Origin of the sequence: Halobacteriovorax sp. YZS-3-1, from assembly GCF_047084945.1 — a bacterium.
Lineage (GTDB): Bacteria > Bdellovibrionota > Bacteriovoracia > Bacteriovoracales > Bacteriovoracaceae > Halobacteriovorax_A > Halobacteriovorax_A vibrionivorans.
Genome location: NZ_JBKIYI010000002.1, coordinates 171,448 through 195,323, shown reverse-complemented (window position 1 = coordinate 195,323; position 23,876 = coordinate 171,448). Strand labels below are relative to the sequence as shown.

The 23,876-nt window shown below is 37.6% G+C and carries 25 protein-coding genes; 9 read left to right on the top strand and 16 right to left on the bottom strand.

Annotated features, from left to right (window positions below; translation table 11 throughout):
* From fliN to ACMAZI_RS10815, 7 genes are all read right to left on the bottom strand, one after another.
* On the bottom strand, positions 1-381 hold the full coding sequence (gene fliN, locus ACMAZI_RS10845; protein ID WP_162929496.1) for a flagellar motor switch protein FliN: 381 nt from the start codon (positions 379-381) through the stop codon (positions 1-3).
* 16 nt (positions 382-397) lie between these two features.
* A complete protein-coding gene (gene fliM / locus ACMAZI_RS10840; RefSeq protein WP_115361936.1) occupies positions 398-1,420 on the bottom strand; it encodes a flagellar motor switch protein FliM in 1,023 nt (340 codons plus the stop codon).
* Between the two features lie 63 nt (positions 1,421-1,483).
* Positions 1,484-2,017, bottom strand: coding sequence for a flagellar basal body-associated protein FliL (gene fliL, locus ACMAZI_RS10835; RefSeq protein ID WP_115361938.1), 534 nt, complete (start codon positions 2,015-2,017; stop codon positions 1,484-1,486).
* A 291-nt stretch (positions 2,018-2,308) separates the two neighbouring features.
* Positions 2,309-2,587 carry an HU family DNA-binding protein gene (locus tag ACMAZI_RS10830; protein ID WP_115361940.1) on the bottom strand — a complete coding sequence of 93 codons (279 nt, stop codon included), beginning with the start codon at positions 2,585-2,587 and terminating at the stop codon, positions 2,309-2,311.
* 119 nt (positions 2,588-2,706) lie between these two features.
* Positions 2,707-3,144, bottom strand: coding sequence for a hypothetical protein (locus ACMAZI_RS10825; protein WP_115361942.1), 438 nt, complete (start codon positions 3,142-3,144; stop codon positions 2,707-2,709).
* Positions 3,145-3,251: 107 nt separating this feature from the next.
* A complete protein-coding gene (locus ACMAZI_RS10820) occupies positions 3,252-4,046 on the bottom strand; it encodes a DsbA family protein (RefSeq protein ID WP_115361944.1) in 795 nt (264 codons plus the stop codon).
* Between the two features lie 78 nt (positions 4,047-4,124).
* The gene (locus tag ACMAZI_RS10815) at positions 4,125-5,090 is read right to left on the bottom strand and encodes a hypothetical protein (RefSeq protein WP_115361946.1); all 966 of its coding nucleotides are present in this window, start codon (positions 5,088-5,090) and stop codon (positions 4,125-4,127) included.
* Positions 5,091-5,231: 141 nt separating this feature from the next.
* On the opposite strand from ACMAZI_RS10815, the gene ACMAZI_RS10810 reads away from it, so the two are divergent.
* A complete protein-coding gene (locus tag ACMAZI_RS10810) occupies positions 5,232-5,873 on the top strand; it encodes a hypothetical protein (RefSeq protein ID WP_115361948.1) in 642 nt (213 codons plus the stop codon).
* Positions 5,874-5,876: 3 nt separating this feature from the next.
* Here ACMAZI_RS10810 and ACMAZI_RS10805 read toward each other — a convergent pair whose 3' ends face one another.
* On the bottom strand, positions 5,877-7,028 hold the full coding sequence (locus ACMAZI_RS10805; protein ID WP_412474087.1) for a SpoIID/LytB domain-containing protein: 1,152 nt from the start codon (positions 7,026-7,028) through the stop codon (positions 5,877-5,879).
* 79 nt (positions 7,029-7,107) lie between these two features.
* Positions 7,108-7,947, bottom strand: a complete 840-nt coding sequence (locus tag ACMAZI_RS10800) for a hypothetical protein (protein WP_412474086.1) — start codon at positions 7,945-7,947, stop codon at positions 7,108-7,110.
* Between the two features lie 161 nt (positions 7,948-8,108).
* Between ACMAZI_RS10800 and ACMAZI_RS10795 the strand changes: the two genes are divergently transcribed.
* Positions 8,109-8,321 carry a hypothetical protein gene (locus ACMAZI_RS10795; RefSeq protein WP_115361954.1) on the top strand — a complete coding sequence of 71 codons (213 nt, stop codon included), beginning with the start codon at positions 8,109-8,111 and terminating at the stop codon, positions 8,319-8,321.
* Between the two features lie 4 nt (positions 8,322-8,325).
* Here ACMAZI_RS10795 and uvrC read toward each other — a convergent pair whose 3' ends face one another.
* Positions 8,326-10,206 (bottom strand): excinuclease ABC subunit UvrC, encoded by a 1,881-nt coding sequence (gene uvrC, locus ACMAZI_RS10790; RefSeq protein WP_412474085.1) that lies wholly within the window; start codon positions 10,204-10,206, stop codon positions 8,326-8,328.
* Between the two features lie 87 nt (positions 10,207-10,293).
* Here uvrC and ACMAZI_RS10785 point away from each other — a divergent pair, with 87 nt between their 5' ends.
* Positions 10,294-10,716 carry a hypothetical protein gene (locus ACMAZI_RS10785; protein WP_115361958.1) on the top strand — a complete coding sequence of 141 codons (423 nt, stop codon included), beginning with the start codon at positions 10,294-10,296 and terminating at the stop codon, positions 10,714-10,716.
* 360 nt (positions 10,717-11,076) lie between these two features.
* Here ACMAZI_RS10785 and ACMAZI_RS10780 read toward each other — a convergent pair whose 3' ends face one another.
* Positions 11,077-12,957: a hypothetical protein gene (locus ACMAZI_RS10780; protein ID WP_334678793.1), complete on the bottom strand. Its 1,881-nt coding sequence runs from the start codon at positions 12,955-12,957 to the stop codon at positions 11,077-11,079.
* 153 nt (positions 12,958-13,110) lie between these two features.
* Between ACMAZI_RS10780 and ACMAZI_RS10775 the strand changes: the two genes are divergently transcribed.
* Complete coding sequence (locus ACMAZI_RS10775) at positions 13,111-13,656, top strand: hypothetical protein (protein WP_412474084.1); 546 nt, start codon at positions 13,111-13,113, stop codon at positions 13,654-13,656.
* Between the two features lie 197 nt (positions 13,657-13,853).
* Here ACMAZI_RS10775 and ACMAZI_RS10770 read toward each other — a convergent pair whose 3' ends face one another.
* On the bottom strand, positions 13,854-14,294 hold the full coding sequence (locus ACMAZI_RS10770; RefSeq protein WP_115361964.1) for a hypothetical protein: 441 nt from the start codon (positions 14,292-14,294) through the stop codon (positions 13,854-13,856).
* A 100-nt stretch (positions 14,295-14,394) separates the two neighbouring features.
* On the bottom strand, positions 14,395-15,972 hold the full coding sequence (murJ, locus tag ACMAZI_RS10765) for a murein biosynthesis integral membrane protein MurJ (protein ID WP_412474083.1): 1,578 nt from the start codon (positions 15,970-15,972) through the stop codon (positions 14,395-14,397).
* Between the two features lie 42 nt (positions 15,973-16,014).
* On the opposite strand from murJ, the gene ACMAZI_RS10760 reads away from it, so the two are divergent.
* From ACMAZI_RS10760 to feoB, 3 genes are all read left to right on the top strand, one after another.
* Positions 16,015-16,590, top strand: a complete 576-nt coding sequence (locus ACMAZI_RS10760) for a deoxycytidylate deaminase (RefSeq protein WP_199506642.1) — start codon at positions 16,015-16,017, stop codon at positions 16,588-16,590.
* 84 nt (positions 16,591-16,674) lie between these two features.
* Positions 16,675-16,905 (top strand): FeoA family protein, encoded by a 231-nt coding sequence (locus tag ACMAZI_RS10755; RefSeq protein WP_158536869.1) that lies wholly within the window; start codon positions 16,675-16,677, stop codon positions 16,903-16,905.
* Complete coding sequence (gene feoB / locus ACMAZI_RS10750) at positions 16,905-18,878, top strand: ferrous iron transport protein B (RefSeq protein WP_412474082.1); 1,974 nt, start codon at positions 16,905-16,907, stop codon at positions 18,876-18,878. The genes ACMAZI_RS10755 and feoB overlap by 1 nt, the downstream gene beginning before the upstream one ends.
* Here feoB and ACMAZI_RS10745 read toward each other — a convergent pair.
* The 3 genes from ACMAZI_RS10745 to ACMAZI_RS10735 all read right to left on the bottom strand — a co-directional run bounded on the left by ACMAZI_RS10745 (position 18,875) and on the right by ACMAZI_RS10735 (position 21,261).
* Positions 18,875-19,963, bottom strand: coding sequence for a hypothetical protein (locus ACMAZI_RS10745; protein ID WP_115361975.1), 1,089 nt, complete (start codon positions 19,961-19,963; stop codon positions 18,875-18,877). The two genes, feoB and ACMAZI_RS10745, sit on opposite strands and share 4 nt — an antisense overlap.
* A gap of 95 nt (positions 19,964-20,058) precedes the next feature.
* Entirely contained in the window at positions 20,059-20,556 is a 498-nt protein-coding gene (locus tag ACMAZI_RS10740) for a macro domain-containing protein (protein ID WP_115361977.1), read from the bottom strand.
* 24 nt (positions 20,557-20,580) lie between these two features.
* On the bottom strand, positions 20,581-21,261 hold the full coding sequence (locus ACMAZI_RS10735; protein ID WP_412474081.1) for a transglycosylase SLT domain-containing protein: 681 nt from the start codon (positions 21,259-21,261) through the stop codon (positions 20,581-20,583).
* A 132-nt stretch (positions 21,262-21,393) separates the two neighbouring features.
* Here ACMAZI_RS10735 and ACMAZI_RS10730 point away from each other — a divergent pair, with 132 nt between their 5' ends.
* A complete protein-coding gene (locus ACMAZI_RS10730; RefSeq protein WP_158536870.1) occupies positions 21,394-22,341 on the top strand; it encodes a hydroxyacid dehydrogenase in 948 nt (315 codons plus the stop codon).
* Positions 22,342-22,343: 2 nt separating this feature from the next.
* Positions 22,344-23,612 (top strand): adenylosuccinate synthase, encoded by a 1,269-nt coding sequence (locus ACMAZI_RS10725; protein ID WP_412474080.1) that lies wholly within the window; start codon positions 22,344-22,346, stop codon positions 23,610-23,612.
* Positions 23,613-23,876 lie beyond the last annotated feature (264 nt).

Below are 23,876 nucleotides of genomic sequence, written 5' to 3'. Positions count from 1 at the left end.
TTATTTAAGGTTTTCAATTCTCTCAATTGGCGAAATGATATCTGTTAAACGAATTCCAAACTTTTCGTTAACAACAACAACTTCACCTTTAGCGACAAGCTTCCCATTTACTAAAATCTCAAGAGGCTCACCAGCTAACTTATCAAGTTCAAGTACAGAACCTTGTCCTAGTTGCAGAAGGTCTTTAATAATTACCTCTGTACGCCCTAGTTCAACTGTTACCTTTAGAGGAATGTCTAAGATAAAGTCTAGGTTTTGTACCTTTAATTTATTAATCGCATCATCACCGGCCCTAATTTCATCAGCAAGTTTTTCAACTTCCATCGTATTGAAATTTTCTAGACCTTGTACTTCATTATTTAATTCTGTTTGATCGCTCATTTATATACTCCCTTTATTACTCTACTTCGATATCCATAGAAACTTTCGGTGTTTTATCAACATGTGTGACTTGTACCGCTCGGCTTCCTTTATATGTTCCAATTAGACACTGTAACTTCTCTACTCCCTGAATTGTTCCCTTAACTTCACTTGAAGCTTCTTGGTTCAATGGAATAATATCTCCACTTTGAAGAGTGAGAAGGTCACCCACTGTCATCTGTGCCTCACCAAGTTTGACAACAATCTCAGCTTTCGTATCTTTAATGTGCTCATTCATTGCACTTGTCCAGATACTATCTGCCATGTCGTTATCAGTTTGGTAATTAGATGAAAGCTTTTGCTTAATTGGTTCAATTGTTGAGTAAGGAACAACGATCATAATCGTTCCAGATGCAGACTCAAATTCAACTTCTAGAGTTGTTGCGATAATTACATCTGATGGAGGAACAACCCCAACGAATTGTGGGTTAATCTCTGTTCTTACATATTGTGCATCAATTCTGTGAACTTGTGCCCAAGCTTCCTCAAGGTCAGCAATGGCCATATCCATAACTTTTCTCATGAATGAAAGTTCAATTGCTGTGAATTCCTTTCCTTCAATCTTTGTAAATGGACGATCCGTTCCACCGAAATATGAATCAATAATTGCATAAGCTAACTTTGATTCAAAAACTAGAAGAGCTGGACCTCTTAGTTCATTGAATTTCATAATACACATACACGAAGGAATCGGTAGTGTGTTTACGAACTCACCAAACTTAAGAAGATCAGTTGAGATCATTGAGATCGTTGAAATCTTTCTTAAAGAATTTGAAAGTGATACACGAAATGAACGAATAAATCTTTCGTAGATGATTTCAAGAATAGGCATTCGCCCACGAATGACTCGGTCTTGATTAGTTAAGTCATAGGGCTGTATATTCTCATCTTCAGCTTCATCATCGAAATCGCCACCATCACCTAAAAAATCATCTGCTTCACCATCGTTTACAGCGTTTAATAGAGCATCGACTTCGTCTTGACTTAAAACCTGTGCCATCGTTCCCCTCCTAGGATTTGATGATCTTGGCATCCTGCCAAAAGTTAAACTTTTATTTATGTACTAGTTGATCTGGAAACCAACGTAGTAAACATCTAAAACTTTTCCATCAACGAGATATGAGTTAATCGCTGATTTAATTTCTTCTTTAAGGTATTCCTTACCTTGTACTTTAAGAAGATCATTTGGCCTCTTTGAGTTTAGAATACTAATAATTGTATCTCTAATCTGAGGCTTTCTTGCTTTATATTCTTCCTCTTTTGCATTTAGAGAAAGCTTAAGTACAGCATTTAAACGAATGTAGCGTTGAGGTCCATCACCTTGTGAAAGGTTTGCTGTAAAGCTATCAAGAGGAAAGAGCTTACCTTCTTCTTCTTGTGCTTCACCAGTTGTCACAACGTCTGCTTCTTTATTTGCTTCGGCCATTTGGGCCTTAACAAGATCTTCTACTGAAGATTGCTGCGATAATTTCACATGTGTCTGATACTGAAAATAAGCGATTACACCCATTAAGATAATATTCAGTAGTAGAGCTACTGTTAAAAGAGGGCTTTTACCACTTCCTTGGTTTGTATTATCAGCACTTCCATCTGCCATACTTATAAATCCTTTACTTCACACAGAAAAAAATTCCTTTATAAACTGTGCCTCGTCAAAAATTATACATCCTACCGGCAAATTCTACAAGATAGTAAAGAATGTTCTACCACATTCTATTGCCCTTTAAAGGAATTCTAACCGTTTAGCTTGTATGTAAAAATTGGCCGGTGTCAAAATGTCGACGCTTTTTTGACGCTTATTGAGTTGAGAGGCAAATTTTTCCCCTCTAGAAATAAGAAAGCCTCCCAAAGGGAGGCTTCTTATTATGAAACTAATTTAAATCTAAAATTAGAACATTTCCTTCCAAGCTTTACCTGGCTTGAATTTTGGAAGAGTCTTAGCTTTGATTTTAATCTTTTCACCAGTTGCTGGATTGATACCAGTTCTAGCTGCTCTTCTTACTTTTGTGAAAGTACCAAAACCGATTAGTGATACATCGTCACCTTTCTTAACAGCTTTCTTGATTGTTTCAAGAGTAGTTGATACGAAAGTATCTGCATCTTTCTTAGTTAGGTGCTTAAGTTCTTTGTTCTTTAAGATTGCTTCTACAAGTTCTTTTCTGTTCATGTAAACTCCAAATAGTTAGTTATTTAGTTGTTGTAAAAATAGGATGAGGCCTGAAACACGCTTTGACAAGGCTTTTTAAGCCTTTTTTTTTAATTAAGTTATTTTTTTTATTTTTTAGGTTATTTTAGACTTTTTTCTTGCCAAACTACCACTTCTTCCTCTAGTGCGATTCTAACGGCTTTAAGCCACTCTAGCTCTAATTGAGAGTGCTCTTTTATGTCTTCAATTTCAACAAATAATTGAATGAAGACTGGGCCGAGTTGATGATAGAAAACTTCCATATTAGGAATCTTTATATCAACAGGAAGGTGCTCAGAAAGCTTATCAAGAATTTTTTCAAGCTCTAAGATCTCATGAGCAAGTTTATAAATCGAGTCAGTTTTAAGTAGAGATGAAACATGCTTGATATATGCATGATCAAGTACATTTTGTTCAATGAGGTTATGAGGAATATCATCGTGTAAAAAATCAGATAGAGAATAATCGATCTGCTTAGCAGATTCACGCATATATTCTTTATTAATTTTTACTTGGTTATGATCAAAGAAGCTTGTCATTTTTAACCTCCATTATTTCTAGTATAACAGAAGATTAGATTTTGCCCAAATAAGAAGGCCTGCAAAGAATGCAGGCCTCTTATTAAATATAGAAATGTATATTTGAATTAGTTCAGCTTTAGCTTCCCTTTCTCTTTTAATAGATCAATGATCATTTCAAAGTGTGACATTGGGTAAGCACCTTTAACTGGAACACCATTGATTACGAAACCAGGAGTTCCTTGGATTTCAAATTTTCTTGCTTCAGCTTCATCGGCCTTAACTCTATTTACAACGTACTCAGACTTAACATCTTTAGCAAGTTTAGTCATGTTAGCACCAACTTTCTTTGCTGCTTGCTTTAGGTACTTTTCTTTGTACTGTCTAAGTTTCTGCTGACCTTCTTGAGTAAAAAGCATATCGTGGAATTCAAATGCCATCTTTGGATCTTGTAGACGAAGAGCTTCATAGTACTCTGCTGCAATTCTTGCTTCAGAATGGAATGAAAGTGGAAGGTGCTTATAGATAAACTGTACTTGACCTTCATACTTTTCAAGCATTGGCTTTACAACATTTTCAAATCCTCTTGTACAATATGGACATTGAAAATCAGAGTATTCAACTAGAGTGATCGCTCCACCTTTTGTACCACGGATAGATTCATCCTCTCTAATTTCTGGCTTAAGAGGATTCTCAATAAATCCATGAAGTTTTTTATTCTCTTCCTCTTCTCTTTTCTTTGCCATTTCAGCTTTTGCATTTTGAGCTGCTGTTTGTAGAGCTTCCATAACTTCAGCAGGGTTTGCTTTAATTGCTTCTGCTAAAATAGTTGGATCATCTTTAAGAGCTTGTTTGATTTGATCTTTACCTACACAGCTGGCAAGTAGAAGAAGTGACATTACAATGCCGATTGATTTTTTCATTACTATCCCTTTTGTTGTTTTAAACAATAATTTCACGTCAAGTTATTATTAGAATTCTACTTGAACAAAATGAAATACTCAATCATCTTTTGCAGAGTACTCTTTTTCCATGTAGTCGAGATAGCGGTTTATGACACGTGTCTGATTACGCACATACTTATAACCGATTAAATGAACTCTTGAGGCATATCGTCCACTAATGAATGATCGCATAGTGGCAAAAATCCCGAAAGCAGGTGTAGCAACCTTGTTATAGAGATAGAGTAGAAAGATACCATAAGAAATAATATTGACAATAATTGTGATGTAGAGAATGTCGTTTTGCAGTATCGCCATGTTAACTAAGTAATCTTTAAAAACTTTACTATCTGTTAAGATATGATTAACCACCATAATAATGGCGTCAAAAAGAGCAAAGTTTATGATCGTAATAATCATTCCCATCAGTATGCAAACAATCGCAACATAGAAACTCTTATTAAGGAAGAACATTGATTCAAAGACAGGCTTGTGTATCTTTTTGTATTTATTTGGAACTTCAATTTTAGTTAAAACACCACTCTTTCTAAAAGTTTCAGTAGTTGTAAAAAACCAGTCACTAAAATTCGATAGTAATCTTAGCTCAGAACTAAAATCAGCATCAAATGTTGCATCTTTATTTTCTGCACACAGAAATTCATTACAGTAGTCTGCTATCTCATCAAATGGACGAAGCATTAATTGAGCAAGAATAATTCCTGCAATTAAGAGACAAATAAATGAAAAGATCACCCATGGCCAAACTTCGACTAAGCCTATCTGTAGGTAGTCTAAGATAAGATCATCAATAATGTAATCAAGATCCTTTCTAAATGTAGTAATGTAGATAACTGCCGACTTTAAAAGAAACCAATTTAAGATGAAGCCAGCAATGATTGATAGAAAAGGTAGAACGGCAAAAATGAGTCCTAGCTTCAAACGAAACTTTGCCTGGTCATCCTTTTTAAAGTCTTTTAAGGATTGTGCTACGACATTAAACATTGATTTCTTGAAATTTTCGTACATAAGTAATTCTATAAGTTGTTTTAATTACATATCTTTTCGGTTCATGATCTTTATTTCTTAATTAATTTTATCAATTTCTAAAGAAAATCTTCAGAGTCGCCGATACAGGAAGTAGCGTGAATATTAATATTTGAGGATATTATGAAAAAGTTTAAATTATTGATGGTTGCTACAATTACTTCAATGTTAATTACAAGCTGCGGTAGTGACTCAGGTGGCGGTGGCGGTGCTACAAACTTCTCTGGTTGGGGATCTAACGGAAGCGGTAATGTTGCAAGAGGTGTTGAACAACTTCACAATAGCCTTGAAGGCCACTTCCCATGTAGTACAGAAAGAGTTTTCATGAGTACTTATCTTGATAGTTATCAAACAACGTCCCAAACAAATGGAACGGGAATTATTGGTAATTTAAAACAAGGTGCCATGGGTGGAGAAACTGGTGATTACTATGCGGGAGCAAATGGTAATAGCGATATTCTCATTATAGCTAAAACAACAAATGGAAATAATGTTGGGTTCAATTATTATTTCTCTTTTTGTGGGCGCTACTTTACAGATAATCAATATGGAACTGGAAAATACCCTCTACTAGCAAAAGAAAGAGGTGTTAACGGTATTCAAATGACTTCACCTTCAGTTCTAACAGCAACTGCATTTTGTCCAACAAATGTAATCTCTGCTGGTCAATTCTACGTTTATGTACCACAGTACACTTCACCAAATGGTGTACCGTTACAAGCAACAGCGTTGACAATTAACTTTGCTCCTCCGGGATGTCAGTAAGACTTAATACAATTTTAAAATATTTAATTTAGGAAAATAATGGGCCAGAATTTCTTTATGGCCCTTTCCTTTTTGGGCAAGACCTAAGGCACCTACCTGACAAAGGCCCACACCATGGCCATTACCTTTTCCAACGAATTGAAGTCCTTCGCGGCCAAGATCAACAAGGTAGAAGTAATTAGAAGGAAAGTCTACTCGACCAAAATAGCGACGAAATAAACTCTTTTTAATCTTTATCTTATTCTTTCCATTTCGAACATAGATGGCCTTCGCATTTTTCTTGTCTGGATAAATTGAAAGTTTCTTGTGTAGCTTTTGTTTTTTTACATATCCCTTTCTCATACCCCACTCAATCATTTTTTTAAAACGAATTTGAGTGATCTTTGAATCCCAGTTCTTCTTTCTTTGGCAATAGGCACACTTTACAGTGGAGTAACCATGAACTTCATTTGTCCATACATCGTCAGGCTCTAGAGTATTTCCGCCACAACTTGCATGAAAAAATGCAGGGACTAGATTTCCATCTTTATTAGTAAGTACCATTCCAGCTGTTTTTCTAGCAGCTTCAATTGTACTTGCTGTTACATCATTAAATGTTCCGTTTACTTGATGCTTTTCTGAATTCTCTAAATCGTAGAGAGTATCATTTTGAAGACCTGAACTCATCATATGATGAATTGCATATGTTCTAGCTGCTACGGCCTGAGCTTTTAAGGCCTCAACTGGCCAAGAAGCATTCATCTCTTTTGCTAGTAGTGTTGCAATGTAATCATCTAATTCCATCTCATTGACAACATCGCATGACTTTCCATCTTCACTTGTTACAATGTGCATCTGGCCCATGAATTGTTTTTTTTCAAAACCAATAAGACCTGTCTTTGAAGTTAAAGAAGCGAGATATTGTGGCCTTATCGAGCGAGCATGCTTTAAATTTCCGCAATTTATTTTTATTTTCTTAAAGCCTTTAAAGCTTTTCGATTTATTAGTTGCGATAACTTCTCTCGTTATTCCAACACCTTCTAGAAAGACCTTATTTAAGTTCTTAGCGACTCTCACTTTAATAGTGTGACCTGACTTAAAATTTTGAAGTGGACTAATTCTTGCAAAAGAATTGAAAGTGAATAAAAGAATAAAAAGTAAGAATAGACTTCTCAAATATCATCGTCCTGATTCGTGCGGCATCCTTGCCAAGCAACTTAATCTATTAAAATGATATATGATTTTACTATACTACTCAACTTGTAAGAAATTTAATCGCCTTTTGCATATCGGCCCAAGCCGTTTTCTTCATCGACTCATTAACTTCTAATAGCTTAGGGTGGAAAAGTGGCATTGTTTCTATTACTTGAGTTTTTCCATCAACTTCAGTTTGAATAGAATGGAATACTCCATGCACATTTGCCAATCGAACCTGCTTGTCTAAGCACAGCTTAGTGGCAGCCGCTCCAAGAGGAACAAGAAGAGAAGGCTTAAAGTGTGCACAACAAGAAAAAATAAATTCTTTTGCATCTTTTTTAATAAAAGGAACTCGAATAAAGCGCCCTGAAGAGATCTTCATCGCCTTAATCATTCTTCCCATAATATCTTGATCAGACTCAATCATTGATAGCGGAAGAAAATCAGGAAACTCTGACTCCTCTATTTCATCTAATCCAAAAAAGATAATATCAATTTCACCTTGATAGTCCTGATAACCAGGAATTGTCTCTAGTTTCCAATTTTCATTATATTTTTGAATTAAATTTGTGAACGATGTATCAACTTTAACCAAAGATGAGCTGGCCTTTTTTTCCACTTCAATCTTTACTGGCGCAGGGTTGTCTTCTATAGGAACTTCAATTTTCGCTTCTTGAGGCTTTGCTGCAATCTCTGGGACATTCACCTCAAAAGACTCTTTATTGGTCAGGGTAGGCTTATTAGAGGCTTCATTTGAGCTAAGAGTACGACCTACTAACTTAGGAAACCACAGGGTATTTTCAAAGATTTTTGCATAGTAATTCGGCTTCTCATTAGATGAGATTTTTAGCTTATTATTGAAATCTTTAGTTAATTTTGAAATTAGTTGCTGTGCCATTCAATTCTTTCCTATGGGTAAAATATCCCTAAGGCACTAAAATTAAAAGCTTAAATTTTAGAAGATTTATAAGCCTCCGATAAATCTAGCATACCCACTGAGGACACCCTGCATCAAAGAGTCCAAAGTTACGGGGAATTAGATTTTAAAGGAGCTACTACATGTCTTTCGATCCAGATTTCCAACTTGAAAATTTCGAAGAACTTTTTGGGGATTTCGAGCAAGTACATAAGGTATTAAATGAGTGTCCAGTTTGTGGTTCAAATATGGTTCACACACACTTATCAGATTATAAGAATTTGTACATACACGAGAATTCGAGATGTACGGATTGCGGGCACGGCAATCGAAAAAAAATTCACCATATCAACTAGCACTCTATTTCTGAGGGAATTCTTTTAAAAGTTTTAATTGAATTCTCTCAGCAATACTCTCCTTCACATTTAACTTGTGACTAATTTCAATCAAAGATAATTGCGCAAGCTCTTTTAAAGTTAAGTCCATATTTTCGTGAATAGTTTTTAAAGTCTTCTCTCCAATCCCCTCAATATCATCAAACCATGAAGTAAAAATTCGATCCTTTTCTTTCTTATGATGTAGCTTACGAGAAAAACGATGGGCCTCATCTCTCATTTGAACAACAATTCTCATTAGTGAAGGTGTCTTCTTTAAAATATATGGATTAATGCGATTAGGAATAATTAAGCGCTCATCAGAACTTGAAACCTCTTTATCCTTAAAAGTTTCACTCTTACTTGTTTTTATTTTTGCAATTCCAACAACAGGAATATCTAATTCAAAATCTTCCAAAACAGCTAAGAAGCTTGAAACCTGCCCTTTACCACCATCGACAATAAAAACATCAGGTAGCTTTCCTTTCTTAAGCCTTCTTGCGAGAACTTCCCTCATCATAGCAAAGTCGTTATTACCTTCAGGCCTCTCTTCCAAATGGTAGTAACGGTATTGAGTCTTATCGGGTTTTCCATCGCGAAAAACGATTTGAGAAGCAGTTGGAGACTTACCTTGCCAAATGGCAACATCAAAACATTCTAAAATCTTTGGTGTCTCTTTTAGTTTTAAAAGTTCCTTTAACTTATTTAAACCGATCCAAGGGCCATCCATATTTTTAACGCGAAAGCGCTGATGCTCTTTTGTATGATCATACGTTAATTCATAAAGGGACTTCATTTTTCCAATTGGCTTTTGAACTTCTATTTCTTCGTCCACAACCTCTTTAAAAGCCTCGCTAATCATTGCAAGATCATTCTTTTTCTCGTCGATATAAATGCGACTTGGAAGTTTTTCTTTAGTATTAGAATAGTACTGAAATAGGAATGTTTGAAAAAGTTCGTGATTCTCTTTGTCACTATCCCCTTTCCCAAAATGAAAGTTCTTATGTCCTAATAAAATTCCCGATCTCATCATATAAATAGAAATATCGACTTCTAGCTCTCCCACATGATAAGCGGCAATATCAAAATCTTTCTCAGTAGATAATTCTACATTTTGTTTTTGATAGGCCTTTGAGAATTCTTTTAATTCTTCAATGCTATCGCGGATTTCAGCAGCACGTTCAAAATGCTCTTTTTCAGCTTCCTTAAACATTCTCTCTTCAAGAGTTTTTAAAACCTGACTACTTCTTCCCTCAAAGAAATTAATCACATTATTTAAATCAACCTCATAATCTTCACGTGAAATATAATCCACACAAGGAGCAGAACATTGTCGCATTTGATAGATAAGGCACGGCCTTTTTCGTCTGCGCATCTCCTCAATTGAACAGTCTCTCAATGTAAATGACTTGGTTAAAATACGAGAAATCTTGTGAATATTACTGCCTGTGGTGAAAGGACCAAAAAGGCGAACCTTCTTCTTTCTCTTAGGTCTTCGAGTATAAACTAGTCGCGGAAACTTTTCATTGAGATCGATTTGAATATAGGGATAACTCTTATCGTCTTTTAATTGAATATTATACTTAGGTATATGCTTTTTAATTAAGTTATTTTCTAAGATATATGCTTCAGCATCAGTCTTCGTCATGATGAAATCAAAGTCCTGAATATGAGAGACTAGGATCTGTGTTTTCGGTGACTTCTCTGAACTATTAAAATAACTAGAAACTCTCGCTCTAAGATTCTTCGCTTTACCAATATAGAGGATCTCTTCGACGCCTGCTCGCTTGCGTTTCATCAAATAGCAGCCGGATTTCGTTGGTAAATGTTTTGCTTTTTCAAGAAGCTGTAAAGTATTTTTCTTCATTATAATTATCTACATATAACCTTTTATTCTCTTTACTTTAACACTATTCCCCATTAAATTGATCAGATCATTAAAAGGAAGAGGTAAATGTCAAAACTAGGTGTTGGTAAGGAAATTGTAACATATTGTAGCAAATGTAAACTCGATCTTGCTCATTTAATCGTAGCAATGAAAGATACAGAAACTCCACATAAAGTTCTGTGTAATACATGTAAGTCAACTCACGCATACAAAGCTAAAAAAGTAGCTTCTCCAAGTGCTGCTCGTAAGAAGGCAGGAACTAGAAAGAAGCGTGTTTCTACTGAAGATAAAATTATCAACATTTGGGAAGATGCAATGGCAAAGCTTGATGGTGATCCAATCAAGTACAATATTCGCCAAAAATTTGAAATTGGTGATGTTATCGGCCACCCAACTTTTGGCCCTGGTTTAGTTGAAAAAAACCTGGATGCCAATAAGATCGAAGTCGTTTTCCGCGGCACAATCAAAGTTCTCATGCATAACAAATAAAAAAAGAGGCTGATAGCCTCTTTTTTTATTTGTGCGCCCCATTTTGGTGCACATACTATTCGAGAGAAAGACCTTTAGGTCTTTCGGTTCGCCACAGGCGCTACAAAAAAGAGACCATTGGTCTCTTTTTTATTTGTGCGCCCTACGCAAAAAAGCCTCCAATACTGGAGGCTTTCGCATATCTCTCAATGTTTTGCTAACTTTCACTTCGTGAAAGTGTCGCTCTTACTTTGCGTTAACTTTCCCATTGGCCTAGAGGCAACAAAGCCTGCATAAACGCAGGCTTGTTGAATTGATTATTTATTTCATTGCAATGAGGCCTACTACCGCATCAAATCTTGCTTACGCAAGATGCTGCGGCTAGTTCATTCCCCAATTCATTCCAGCGCCACCTTGGACACCAATACTGAATTGACCATTAAGTGCTCCACCGGCCATTGAGCCGTAATTTACACCAGAGTTATACATTCCAGAGTAATTATTAGCATAGATATTCTGCTGAGCATTTTGTAAATTTCTATAAAGGGCCTGATTTGCATACATTGCAGTTGCTTGGTTCTGGTAGTTACCTTGAGCAACAGCTTGTCCCTGTAGTCCATTAATATAGCTTTGGAATTGTTGTGTTTGGTATGCAGAGTTTCCTCCACCATTAACACCCCAGTTTCCATTAGCACCCCAGCCACCGCCAGCGTTACCATTTAGACCCCAGCTTGTTCCACCGTTGACTCCCCAGCCACCGTTGTTTCCAGCGCCCCAGTTACCATTACCTCCGCCGGCCCAGCCGCCATTAACGCCCCAGCCACCATTGATATTTCCGTTTCCACCAGGGTATGTATTTCCACATGAACAAGGAGCAGAGATACACATACAAGCTGCGTTTCCGCCTCCATTTCCACCCCAGTTTCCACCAGTGTTAATTCCCCAGTTTCCGTTACCACCGGCTCCTGGATATTGTCCTGGTGCTGGATAAGTTGGATAAACTCCACCGTTTCCACCCCAGTTTCCGCCTCCATTGACGCCCCAGCCTCCGCCAGCAACACCACCTGGATACATTCCTGGATAACCTCCAGCTCCAGCACCGCCGTTAATACCCCAACCTAAGTTGAATCCTGCATTAACACCTGCTCCTGGATACATTCCCATTCCAGAACCTGGGTACATTCCCCACGCTCCTCCTGAGTTCATTCCCGGATAAGCACCGATTCCAATATTAAGTCCAAAGCCTGCTCCGGCCCCAGCTCCTGGGTAACCAGACATTCCTGGATACATTCCAACACCCATTCCGCTGCCCATTCCCATTCCGAAATTAGCACCAAAACCTGAGCCGAAACCAGATCCAAATCCAGCTCCATATGGGTAGCCACCCATGCCCATACCCATACCTGCACCCATTCCAAATCCTGGATACATACCACCGTAGATATTTCCGCCAGGGTACATTCCTGGGTATCCACCCATTCCCATACCACCATTCATTCCGACACCGCCATTAATACCGATTCCGAAACCTGCGTTACCACCTGTAAGAAGTCCAGCAAGAGCTGATCCTGCAAGAGATCCTAGTGGATTCATATAAACATTTGCTTGGTAACCGCCACCAAAGCCGTTACCCATTCCACCCATTCCAGGGTATCCACCCATGCCAAATCCACCACCGCCGTAGATTCCGCCACCGAAGTTTGGTCCGGCCATTCCACCAAGGAAGCCACCTGTGTAACCTTGACCTTGCCAGCCATTTCCTACACCACCAAACATTCCACCAGTAAGTCCAAGACCACCAGCATATGCACCATAACCGTAACCATTACATGAATTGAGCATATTAGATTGCTCATCTGGAAGGATTGGGTTTGCCCCTCTTTCTAGGTTGTAGTTATGATATGAGTCGATTGAGCCATGACATGACTTAATTCCGTTTTCAAAAGAATTTGCCCACGCTTCTTGTGAATCAGCAGCGTGTTTTGATTGAAAATAAACACTTCCCATAGCAGCAAGAGAAGGGATTGCAACTTTAGCGACTTCGGCCCACTCGTTTCTTTCTGGTAGTTTAGGTAAACATTCCACACAGAAGTCACCGTTGTCTGAACCACCTCGAGAAGCTCTGGTTACACATGCCGCTGCATCATCTTCATAGCCATTGTCTCTTAAGTAGATACAATCGCTGATATCGATTTCAGCATATGTGTTGAACATCAGTGCTGCTAACAAGATGCTCTTTGCGCTAATAAGTCTTAACTTCATAGTTTTCTCCATAAAAACTTTAACAATCCTCATCTTCTTAACGACAGAATATGAATAAAACTTAAGCATTACGGCGACTTTTTTTATAAACTACTGATTTAACTGATTAATATTACGTTTACGAAGACAAAAAGACAGGCTAAATTGTCGGGTATGAGTAATACATTTTGGTGGATCCTTCTCATTTGCGTCTTAATTTTTGCCACTTATGCTGCCTTTGTTATTAAAGGTGAAAAGGAAGTGGCCCTAAAAGATGCTATCCCCTTCCCATTTTTTGGATTAGAAATTCCCGTACCACCTTGGTGGACATTAACAACTAACGAAGATGAATTAAAAATATTTGAAAGAACTGACACACGCTACGAGTGGCAGTCGCGCTTTAGTTTTTCAAGAGAAGAATACAAAGACCTGCAAGATGCTTTTGAACAACTTGCAATTAAAAATCAACTTGTCTTCGATAAAGACACTTCCATTATTCATGAACCAACTTCCTTTAAAGAGCTACTAGACCAAGGGATCGAAACTCTTAGGGTGGAAGGAACCGCAACCAAAGCCCACGAGCTTCGTGTCTACTACGATGCTGCCTTATTAAAAGTTGATGATGGGATTGTGATATTAGAAAGTGAAAGCTCGGTTTTAAATGGTCTACTTGAGGGACCGTTTTTTGAGCAAGCGCTACATCACATCAAAAAACAATAATTTTTCCATTGCTCCAGAGGCAACAAAGCCTGCATAAATGCAGGCTTGTTGAATATGGTTTTTAAGCTAAAGTTTTGGGGAGCTAACACCGCGTCCAATTTAAGCTCCGCTTAAATGCCGCGGATGTTTTTTGAGCAAGCGCTACATCACATCAAAAAACAGAAATAAAAAAGGCTCCTTTCGGAGCCTTTCTAATATTAACGACTTCTAAAAGTTCTAATATTTTGTACTAGGAAGTTGTGAATCTCTTCATCCGTTCCGAAAACGTCGTCGATGAATTCACAGCCAATTAAGAATCTTGTCATTCTCTTTGCAATATTATGAAGAGACTCTACTAAGTAAAGGCCACCAATATTCTCACCACTAAAAGACTTAATGATTTCTTTACGAGCGTGATTGAACATTTCAGACTCAGTTACATCTTCAGGCATATTATCTACACCCATTTTCTCTTCAACTTCTTCAATTGCTTGGTCACGAATATCTTCGTCAGTTGCAAGCGCTACACCAAACTCAGTTGCCATTGCTTCGATAAGTTTCTCGCGATTTGCAATATCGAACTCAATAACACCTTTCTCTTTAAGTGTATTAATTGTATGACTCGCTAAATTTTCGAGTGTTTCAAAGTTTGTTCTCATTTAATGCTCCAAATATATAATCTTCTTAAGTTTAACGACTTGCAAGCGGTGAAGCAAGGCAAATAATGTAAGAAACTAATAAAATTCTAACGACATAGGACTACTTTCGACGCAGAAGCTTATTTAAGAAGCGCTGAATTAAAACGTAATCACCTAAGACACTCAGCGCAATAAGATAAGCTAATCCCCCTCCTAATGCACTTATACTAAATGCACCAAGGTTATCCACAGTAGAAAAAATATTCACTGGAAAAAAGGAACGTAAATAAGATGCTGTAAAAAAAGCAGCGACAGCGCATAAGCAAATTTTAAAAAATCTAATTGGAAAAAAGAATGTTAACTCTAAATTTAGCATACGAAATAAAAGTACTGACTGAGTAACGATGATAAAGATCATTGAAACAGAAGTTCCCATTGCAAGAATTTTAAAGCCATAAGTTTCGACAAGTGAAATACAAAAAATAATATTAATAAGTACTGCAATTGAAGAAATCGTTACAGGAATCTTTGGCCTATCCAATGTATAAAAACTCGGTGAGAAGACTTTATATAGGCCATAAAAAGGTAGACCAATCAGATATGCGTAAAGTGCCTCCGTTACCATCTTAGTATCATTTAGCCCAAATGCTCCTCTTTGAAATGAGATTGCAACAGTATCTTGAGCAAGAGCAAACATCAGGGCCATGGCCGGCATAAGTACAAAGAGACTAGTTATATAACTTGTTTGTAGTGCTTTTTTTGCATCTTCTTCATTTCCACTTCTCCACAACTCAGAAAAATAAACGAGATTTGAGTTTCCAATTGAAACCCCTAGGATTCCTACTGGAAATTGAAAGAGACGAAAAGCATATTGAAGCCATGAGACGGCACCGATAACAGTACCTGTAGCTAAAAATGTTGAAACAAGTAAATTGATTTGCGTTGCTGCAACACCAATTGTTCCAATACTCATACGCTTTAAAATTTCTTTTACATCTTTTGAGAAGATATCAATTTTTTCAACCTTAAATAAACCCTTGCTCACAAGCATTGGTAGTTGGATGGCCATTTGAACAAAGCCACCGACTAAGACACCGATCCCAAGAGAGACAATTGGATGAAGATTTCTTGCTTCTAAATACTTTGGTAATGAAACCATCGAGATAATCATGATGATATTAAAGAAAGCTGGTGCCATCGCAGGCGCAAAGAACATGCGATAAGTATTTAAAACTCCCATAAATAAGGCAGCAACAGAAACAAAGGCCAAAAAAGGAGACATCATACGAGTTAAGAGAATCGACATCTCAAAGCGATTGGCATCACTTGTGAAAAGCTCATTTGTTAGAAGCTGAATTAATTCAGGAGCGAAAATAAAAATAAGCCCACAGATTAAGGCCGTCACACTAAAGAGAACAATGGCCATTGACCATAATAAAGTTCTGGCGTGCTTATCCCCGTCGACTTTTGCACTGGTAAAAATTGGCACAAAAGCAGCTGAAAAGGCTCCTTCAGCAAAGAGGTCTCTAAGCATATTGGGAATTCGAAAAGCAATCTGATAGGCATCTGTTAAACCTGAAGCACCAAATAATTTGGCCATCAAAATCTCACGAGCAAAGCCCAGAACGCGACTTGAGAGAGTCGCCATGGCCATTTTTATAGAAGATAATAAAAAATTCTTTCGGTGTTCAGTTGTCATTACAATATTTTGCACCACCCTCTATGACTTAACAAGTTGCCAATGAATGCAATATTTTCTAATCTTGTGGCCATGAGAACAGACATGGAAAAGACAATTAATCATATCAGCACAAAGAGTGCTGTGAACTGGGACGAATACTTCATGCTTCAGGCCATTATGGCCAGCTACAAAAGTAAGGACCCGGCCACTAAAGTGGGATGTGTTTTTGTTGATGATAATAATCATCAAATAACTTTTGGTTACAACGGATTTGTTGCAGGGATTGATGAGTCGAAACTTCCATGGGGAAAAGAGAGAACAGTACCTCTTGAGCATCAAAAATATGGCTACGTTGTTCATGCGGAAGCAAATGCTATCCTTCACTCTAACCGTCCACTCGCTAATACAACTTGCTACGTGACACTCTTTCCATGTCATGAATGTGCCAAGCTACTTGCCTCTTCAAAGATCAAAGAAGTCGTATACTTACAAGATAAGCATGCTGGATCAGAAACAAATCGCATCGCTCGTCGCATCTTTGACCTGACGGGAGTCACTTATCGTCAGCTTGAACTTGGAGAACATGTTCTAGACTCACTCATAGCACACTTTACAGACGCCTTTTACCGCGACTAGAACGTTGCACAATTTTCAGTAAATCCCTAGACAAGTTTGACTAATGAAACTATAGTAAGCCCGTTCAGACAAATGGAGAATACTATGGTTTTATCGAAGGCAAAGAAAGGCGCAAGCGTAAAGATACTATCTTTTAGCAACGAGCTTAAGCACAAAACAATAATGACTGGTTTAGGTATCCTACCTGGTGATTCAGTTTATATTGTTGCTCCTTCATTTCTTGGCTCTCCTTTAACTCTAAGATTAACAGATGGTGAAACAGTTGCTCTTCGTCTAAGTGAAGCAAGCTTCATTAACGTAGAGGAAATGCAATAATGAAAAAGACGCTACTTATAGGGCCAGCAAACTCTGGAAAATCTGCCATCTTCAATATGCTCTCAGGAGCAAATAGAAAAGTTGCAAATTACAATGGTATTACTGTTGATACTGCAACAGCGGGACTTATTTCAAACTCTCGCCATGAAGAACAGCTTGCTATTGTCGACCTTCCAGGGATCTATTCTCTAGTTCCTTCATCAATTGATGAGGCCGTTACAACTTCAACTCTAATTGGAAGAAATAACCAAGTAACAGAGTTTCACGATGTTGTTTGTGTTGTGGACTGTGCACGTCTAGACTCTTCTCTTTCATTAACTCTTGCTATGAAGGATCTCTTCGGTGGAAAGATAAAAGTTATCTTTAATAAGATTGATCTTGATATCGCAAAGAATTATGACTTTGATAAAATTGGTCAGCACCTTGGTGTTCCTTATTTAAAGTTTTCAACAATGAGAGATAGCAGTGCCACTATCGATCAATTCATAAGAGAAAATGCATCAGCTTCTGTATTAACTCCAGTTAATAAAATTCAACTTTCAAATGAATCAACAGAGTATAATCCTTTTAGTGTTAACTTTGAGGAAGAAGAACATATTCAACTAGAAAATGAAGTTGCAGCTCTTTCAAATATTGAAAAGTATCAAAGAGAAGCACGTGATCTAAAAGCATCATATGCAATAGGAAAGAATAAAGGACTAATTCAATTATCAAATAAGATTGACCATATTGTTCTTCATCCAATTCTAGGTGGAGTTATCTTCCTGGCCGTTTTCTATTTAATCTTTCACTCAATCTATACTTGGTCAGGTCCAGCAATGGATCTCATCGATGGTGGCGTGGGAGCTTTTGGTGAATACGTAAGTTCAATACTTCCTCCAGGCATGCTCAATAGCTTTATTGTTGATGGTGTTATCGCTGGAGTTGGTGGGGTTATTATCTTCCTACCACAGATTATGATCCTCTTCTTCTTACTAAGCCTTTTAGAACAAAGTGGATATATTTCTCGTGCTTCAATTATTACTGACCGTGCAATGTCATACTTTGGACTAAATGGAAAAGCATTCCTTCCTTACCTTTCTGGATTTGCTTGTTCTGTACCTGCAATTATGGCAACGAGAACAATCTCAGATAAGAAGGAACGTCTTGCTACACTTATGACGATTCCTCTTATTACTTGTTCAGCAAGACTACCTGTTTATATTCTTTTAATCGGAACTTTTGTTCCAGAAAAAACAATATTTGGAATCTTCAATTCACAGGCACTTTCGTTCTTCTTCCTATATTTCCTAGGAAGTTTTGTGGCCTTAATTATTGCAAAGATATTTAGACTAACTCTTTATAAAGGTAGTACGACTTCATTTATTATTGAACTGCCACTCTATCAACTTCCAACTTTTAAGCCGGCTTTTAAGGCCATGACTTTTAAGGGAAAGGTTTTCTTAAAAAAGGCCGGAACAATTATTTTAGGTCTTTCGATGGTAATTTGGTTTCTTTCAACATTTCCAAAACCAGCGGAACAACTACTTGTTGGAAAAACTGATGCAGAAGCTGCTTCGATCTCACTTGAGCATTCAACGATTGGGCAATTTGGAAAACTAATTGAGCCAGTAATTAAGCCACTTGGATATAATTGGAAAATGGGTGTCGGTATTACTGTTGCTATGGGGGCCAGAGAATTATTTGTTTCTACACTTGGAACAATCTATGCTCTTGGTGATGTCGATGAAGAGTCCACAACTCTTAGACAGCGCCTACAATCAGAGATCGATCCAGTCACTAATAAACCAGTTTTTAATACGGCCGTAGCTTGGTCACTATTAATCTTCTTTGCCTTTGCCATGCAGTGTATTTCAACACTTGGTATTGTAAAAAGAGAAACAGACGGTTGGGGACATGTCTTTCTCATGTTCGGTTACATGACAGTTCTGGCCTACGGTGGCGCATTCATCACATATCACATTTTAATTTAATTACATTCATATATTCTCACGGCATCGGATAATAAAATTCCGATGTCCAGAGGATCTCTTTCCAATATAACTGAAACCATTGTATCTGGTTCAACACTTTGTTTGCCAAGTGGATACCAACCACCTTTTCCTGATTTCATATTATAATTGATTAACCTTGAGAAGATCTCTATATCCTCTTGAAAAACAGTCACTTTAGCATTGGAGAGACCGCCAATAGTTGTCACTCGATAAATATCAATACAGTAATTTCTATTTTTAGGAATGAAGCTATAAATAGCGTATGCGTATTCATCCTCACTCATTCGCACCGTGCTTTCTTGATAGCCTTTAAGATTACTCTCCTGCCAATCACCATATTCACGATACCCATCATTACTAGTAAATGATTTCTCATCCATTCCTTTGGCAAAGATCACCGCTTCTTTATTCACGTTAACATATTTTCTTCCCTGACAATCTTCATTCTCTTCTAGACGAGAGAAACGAACTTCATCAGCTCTTAATTTCTTGAGATCTTCAATACCTTTATAAACAATGACCTTGGCTTCTTGTTCATTAGTAAATGTAAATTCGCCAAGAGGATACCAGCCTTTGCGATCCGTCGGTAATGACATATTCACGCTGGCCACTCCAATTTGTTCAGTTCCATCAAAGATATCCACAAATGCACTTTCGGTTGCATCAGGAGATGTTACTCGATAAAGCCATATACAATAAGTCGAATCACCTAGTTGATCTGTTAGATAAATACTTTGTGCCGTTGGGTCTACTGAATAGCGAGAAATACTGCCTCCGGAGCCACGAAGTTCATCCTGAAACCATGCTCCTTCCTGAATAAAGCCATCTGTATCCTCTTTAGAATTATCATTTGTAATGTCAAAATAATTTCCAATAGTGAGGCTTTCAACACCTTCAACATAGGTACTGGCCGGAGAGCGATCAACTGCCATTGCACCTTCATTAGTTTTCACAACTTCTGAACTTGTAGTTCTAAGATTATGTCCTCTGCCAAGACAAGCGATGAGAACAATTAATGAAATTGGAATAAGAGAATAAGTGAACAATTTTCTAAATTTTGACATATGTGCCTCTGTAGCGTTGTTCTACACACATCTTATCAGCTATTTAGAAAAATTCTAAAATGAAGTTCAGTAAAGATACTCAAGAATTTTTAAGATCACAATATTGTCTGATAGATCTCGTAACTTTCATCATCAAAGCAACAAAAGATCACATCATCAAAAGAATCGATTCCATCAAAACTCTTTACAGCAGAAGTTGCTGTAATGGCCGCTTCAATCTTAGGGTAACCAAAGATCCCTGTAGAGATACATGGAAAAGCAATGGACTTACACTCATTTTCTTGGGCAAGTGAGAGTGCATAGATATAACATTTTTCAAGTAGTGCTGATTCACCGTTATTGCCACCTTCCCATTTAGGGCCGACAGCGTGGATGATAAACTCAGCAGGAATATTAAATGCCTTTGTTAAGCGGGCCTCGCCTACAGGGCAACCTCCCATTTCACTTAATTCCTTTTCTAACTCCTCACCACAGGCTGCATGAATAGCGCCATCAACACCACCACCGGCCTTGAGTTCAGAGTTTGCGGCATTAACAATAACGTCCACATCTAGAGTTGTAATATCGGCTTTAATAACTTGAATATTTTTCATAAGAGATTTCTAGCATGAATAAAATTAGATTTCATCGTAAAACTTCAAAATTGTACGAGCATACCAATATTTACGATCCCCTGGCTCCCCATTATAGTCCACTAACGCTTGATAATAATTATCCATTAGGTCTTGTTCATAATTCTTGGCCAAAAAGACCTTTAAAAGAATCATGCCGTAGATGATAGAAAGCTGAACATCTTCTAAGAATAATTCTTTCTGATTACTCCAGCCACGCTCTCTTAACCAGAGCTGCTGCCACTGATCAGTGCAATTTCCAATAATATCGTTTAAATAATTAGTATTGCGAGAATTCGCATATCGCGGGCCTCTCTCCCCTAGTTGATCAGAGACTTCTTGGGCACCAATAGAAGTAAATTGTGTTAATCCCACTGCTCCGGTGTGGGAAATGGCCGTCATATCAAAATTTGACTCCATTCTCATGAGGGCCACAAAAAGCTTTGCATCCACTTTAAAACACTCAGCAAGAGTGATCGTTTCATAAGCAATCTGAATCACTTGCTCAGTGGGAACTGCTGGATTTTCAGAAAGCATATAAGTGAGAAAATCATTAGGATTGTATTGTTTCTCAATTCGGTAATCCTTAATTAGCTTATCGTGGTCCACGAAGTATCCCTCTGGAATTGCGGCCACGGCACTTAGTGTTAATAGGCTTAATATAAGTATTTCTAATAATTTTCGCATTTAATAATTATTTCTAATGAAAAACTAAAAGGCAACTTACAAAAAGTTGCCAATAATAGGGTTACATGTAGTGGCTAGCGTTCTATAATCGCAGCACAACTAAGAAAACTTCAAAAAGCTATGGAGGCCTTTGTGAAACCATTTATTGTCGTATGTGACGGAATGGATGCTGACGTATTTGCATCATTACAAGCTGTAAGTGAATTTGACGTACATCCAAAAGCAAAATTAACTCAAGATGAGATTAAAGAACTTCTTCCAAAAGCAAGCGCTCTTGTTATCCGCTCTGCTACAAAGGTTCAAGAAGAATACTTAGAGCTAGCACCAAATCTTAAGTACGTTATTCGTGCTGGAGCTGGTACAGATAATATCGATAAAGTTAAATGTGGTGAGCGTGGGGTAAAAGTTTCTAACACTCCAGGTGCTAATAATAACTCGGCAGCAGAGCACGCCGTTGCTCTTATGATGACTGTTCTTAGACATACTGCTGCAGCAGATGCCACAATGAAAAACGGTGGTTGGGACAAATCAAAGTACACAGGAAATGAGCTAACAAATAAGAAAGTTGGTATCGTTGGTTTTGGTCAAATTGGAAAGATCGTTGCTAAAAGACTTCAAGGTTTTGAACCAGAAGTTAAATTCTTTGATCCATTTTGTGAATCAAGTGATCTAGCGTACGTATCAAAGGCCCAATCAGTAGAAGAAATTTTTGAAACTTGTGACATCATTACACTTCATACTCCTCTAATGGAAGAAACGAAAGGAATGATCAACAAGGACTTATTTAATAAAATGCAGTCTCATGCTATTTTAGTTAATGCTTCTCGCGGAGGAATTGTTAACGAGGAAGACCTTGTTAGTGCTCTTAAAGAAGGTAAGCTAAAAGCAGCTGGCTTTGATGTATTTGCAACAGAGCCACTTGAAGAAGACTCTCCCCTACGCCAAATCCCAAATCTCGTATTAACTCCTCACCTAGGTGCTGCAACTGATGAAGCACAATTAAGAGTTGGAGAAATGGCAGTAAATCAACTTAAAGAATACTTTTTAAATGATAATTTACTACACGAGGTTAAAGCTTAATTATGAAATCACTTGCGATTATTGGTTCTCAATGGGGAGATGAAGGAAAAGGTAAAATCACTGATCTACTTGGATTAAAATGCGATGTTGTTGTTCGCTACCAAGGAGGAAACAACGCTGGTCACACGATCATTGTTGGTGAAAAGAAGGTGGTATTACACCTCATTCCTTCAGGAATTTTACACGATCACTGTGTCTCAGTTATTGGCCATGGTGTTGTTCTAGATCCAGAAGCATTCTCTAAAGAAATAGAAAATGTTAAAAACTCTGGTCTAACTGTTACTCCTGAGAAACTTAAGATTTCTTCTAATACCTCTGTTATCACTTTTTATAACCGTCTTCTTGACGGGCAACGTGAGGCCAAAGGTCCAGTAAAGATTGGAACAACAGGAAAAGGAATTGGCCCAGCTTATGAAGATAAGATTTCAAGAAAAGGGATCAAAGTAAAAGACCTTTTCGACAAAGAAGTTTTAACTGAAAAGCTAAAGGCAAACCTTTTAGAAAAAGAAACTCTTTTCACTAAATTATATGAGTGTGAATACCCAAGTGTTGAAGAAGAAGTAGAAAGACTTATGAACCTTGCTAAAGAACTTGAACCATTTGTTTGCGATACATTTAGCTTCCTTGATGAAGCAAAGCGCGCTGGTAAGAAGATTCTTTTTGAAGGCGCACAAGGTGTTCTTCTTGATATCGACTTTGGTTCATATCCATTTGTTACATCATCTTCAACTGCTTATGCAGGAATTTACTCTGGAGCGGGACTTCCAGGTGGTACCGTTGAAGAAGTTCTAGGGATTACAAAAGCCTACACTACTAGAGTTGGAGAAGGTCCATTCCCTACTGAATTATTTGATCAAATGGGTGAAGATATTCAAACTAAAGGTGGAGAATTTGGAGCGACAACAGGACGTAAGAGAAGATGTGGCTGGCTTGACCTTCCTCTTTTAAAATACTCTGTTAAATGCTCAAACTTAACTTCCATTGCGCTGACTAAGCTTGATGTTCTAAGTGAGATGGGACCACTTCAAGTTTGTACAGGATATGAGTACGAAGGACGTACAATCGATTGTGCCTATCCAGGAATTGATCTTTCAAAAGTTAAACCAATTCTTAAAGAAGTTGCTGGTTTTAACGATGACTTCAAAGGTGAGCTTTCAAAAGAAGTAAAAGATTATATCGCACTAATTGAAGAGGCGATTGAAATCCCAGTTGGAATCATTGCCTTCGGTCCAGAAAGATCTGAAATTAAATTTCTAAAAGAATACTTCTAATTAATCATTCAAAATAAGAAAGATTTTTGGCCTAGGTTCTACCTAGGCCTTTCTATCTTGAACGTTGTTTTGGGAGATGGCCGTTGCAGACTACCATCATTGAGGCGAGCGCCCTATTCAGAGCAACTCATTGGCGTGTGTGATATAGGTTCTATCGCATCTTTTCTAGAGCGATGTATTTTCTTACTTTCTTAGTCAAAAGATCTTTGTGCCATACCGGAGAGAGAGAGATGATCGAAATGGCACAAAGCTTTTGTACTCGTC

Excerpts from the sequence above, each read along its gene's own strand:
- ACMAZI_RS10735 (WP_412474081.1), bottom strand. The coding sequence starts at position 21,261 with ATGCGAAAATTATTAGAAATACTTATATTAAGCCTATTAACACTAAGT.
- uvrC (WP_412474085.1), bottom strand. The coding sequence starts at position 10,206 with ATGAAGAAAAATACTTTACAGCTTCTTGAAAAAGCAAAACATTTACCA.
- ACMAZI_RS10795 (WP_115361954.1), top strand. The coding sequence starts at position 8,109 with ATGTCTTTCGATCCAGATTTCCAACTTGAAAATTTCGAAGAACTTTTT.
- ACMAZI_RS10820 (WP_115361944.1), bottom strand. The coding sequence starts at position 4,046 with ATGAAAAAATCAATCGGCATTGTAATGTCACTTCTTCTACTTGCCAGC.
- ACMAZI_RS10815 (WP_115361946.1), bottom strand. The coding sequence starts at position 5,090 with ATGTACGAAAATTTCAAGAAATCAATGTTTAATGTCGTAGCACAATCC.
- ACMAZI_RS10780 (WP_334678793.1), bottom strand. The coding sequence starts at position 12,957 with ATGAAGTTAAGACTTATTAGCGCAAAGAGCATCTTGTTAGCAGCACTG.
- ACMAZI_RS10825 (WP_115361942.1), bottom strand. The coding sequence starts at position 3,144 with ATGACAAGCTTCTTTGATCATAACCAAGTAAAAATTAATAAAGAATAT.
- ACMAZI_RS10745 (WP_115361975.1), bottom strand. The coding sequence starts at position 19,963 with ATGTCAAAATTTAGAAAATTGTTCACTTATTCTCTTATTCCAATTTCA.
- fliM (WP_115361936.1), bottom strand. The coding sequence starts at position 1,420 with ATGGCACAGGTTTTAAGTCAAGACGAAGTCGATGCTCTATTAAACGCT.
- ACMAZI_RS10830 (WP_115361940.1), bottom strand. The coding sequence starts at position 2,587 with ATGAACAGAAAAGAACTTGTAGAAGCAATCTTAAAGAACAAAGAACTT.
- ACMAZI_RS10770 (WP_115361964.1), bottom strand. The coding sequence starts at position 14,294 with ATGAGAACAAACTTTGAAACACTCGAAAATTTAGCGAGTCATACAATT.
- ACMAZI_RS10800 (WP_412474086.1), bottom strand. The coding sequence starts at position 7,947 with ATGGCACAGCAACTAATTTCAAAATTAACTAAAGATTTCAATAATAAG.
- ACMAZI_RS10740 (WP_115361977.1), bottom strand. The coding sequence starts at position 20,556 with ATGAAAAATATTCAAGTTATTAAAGCCGATATTACAACTCTAGATGTG.
- ACMAZI_RS10785 (WP_115361958.1), top strand. The coding sequence starts at position 10,294 with ATGTCAAAACTAGGTGTTGGTAAGGAAATTGTAACATATTGTAGCAAA.
- ACMAZI_RS10755 (WP_158536869.1), top strand. The coding sequence starts at position 16,675 with ATGGTTTTATCGAAGGCAAAGAAAGGCGCAAGCGTAAAGATACTATCT.
- fliL (WP_115361938.1), bottom strand. The coding sequence starts at position 2,017 with ATGGCAGATGGAAGTGCTGATAATACAAACCAAGGAAGTGGTAAAAGC.
- ACMAZI_RS10725 (WP_412474080.1), top strand. The coding sequence starts at position 22,344 with ATGAAATCACTTGCGATTATTGGTTCTCAATGGGGAGATGAAGGAAAA.
- ACMAZI_RS10760 (WP_199506642.1), top strand. The coding sequence starts at position 16,015 with ATGAATGCAATATTTTCTAATCTTGTGGCCATGAGAACAGACATGGAA.
- ACMAZI_RS10775 (WP_412474084.1), top strand. The coding sequence starts at position 13,111 with ATGAGTAATACATTTTGGTGGATCCTTCTCATTTGCGTCTTAATTTTT.
- murJ (WP_412474083.1), bottom strand. The coding sequence starts at position 15,972 with ATGACAACTGAACACCGAAAGAATTTTTTATTATCTTCTATAAAAATG.
- ACMAZI_RS10810 (WP_115361948.1), top strand. The coding sequence starts at position 5,232 with ATGAAAAAGTTTAAATTATTGATGGTTGCTACAATTACTTCAATGTTA.
- feoB (WP_412474082.1), top strand. The coding sequence starts at position 16,905 with ATGAAAAAGACGCTACTTATAGGGCCAGCAAACTCTGGAAAATCTGCC.
- fliN (WP_162929496.1), bottom strand. The coding sequence starts at position 381 with ATGAGCGATCAAACAGAATTAAATAATGAAGTACAAGGTCTAGAAAAT.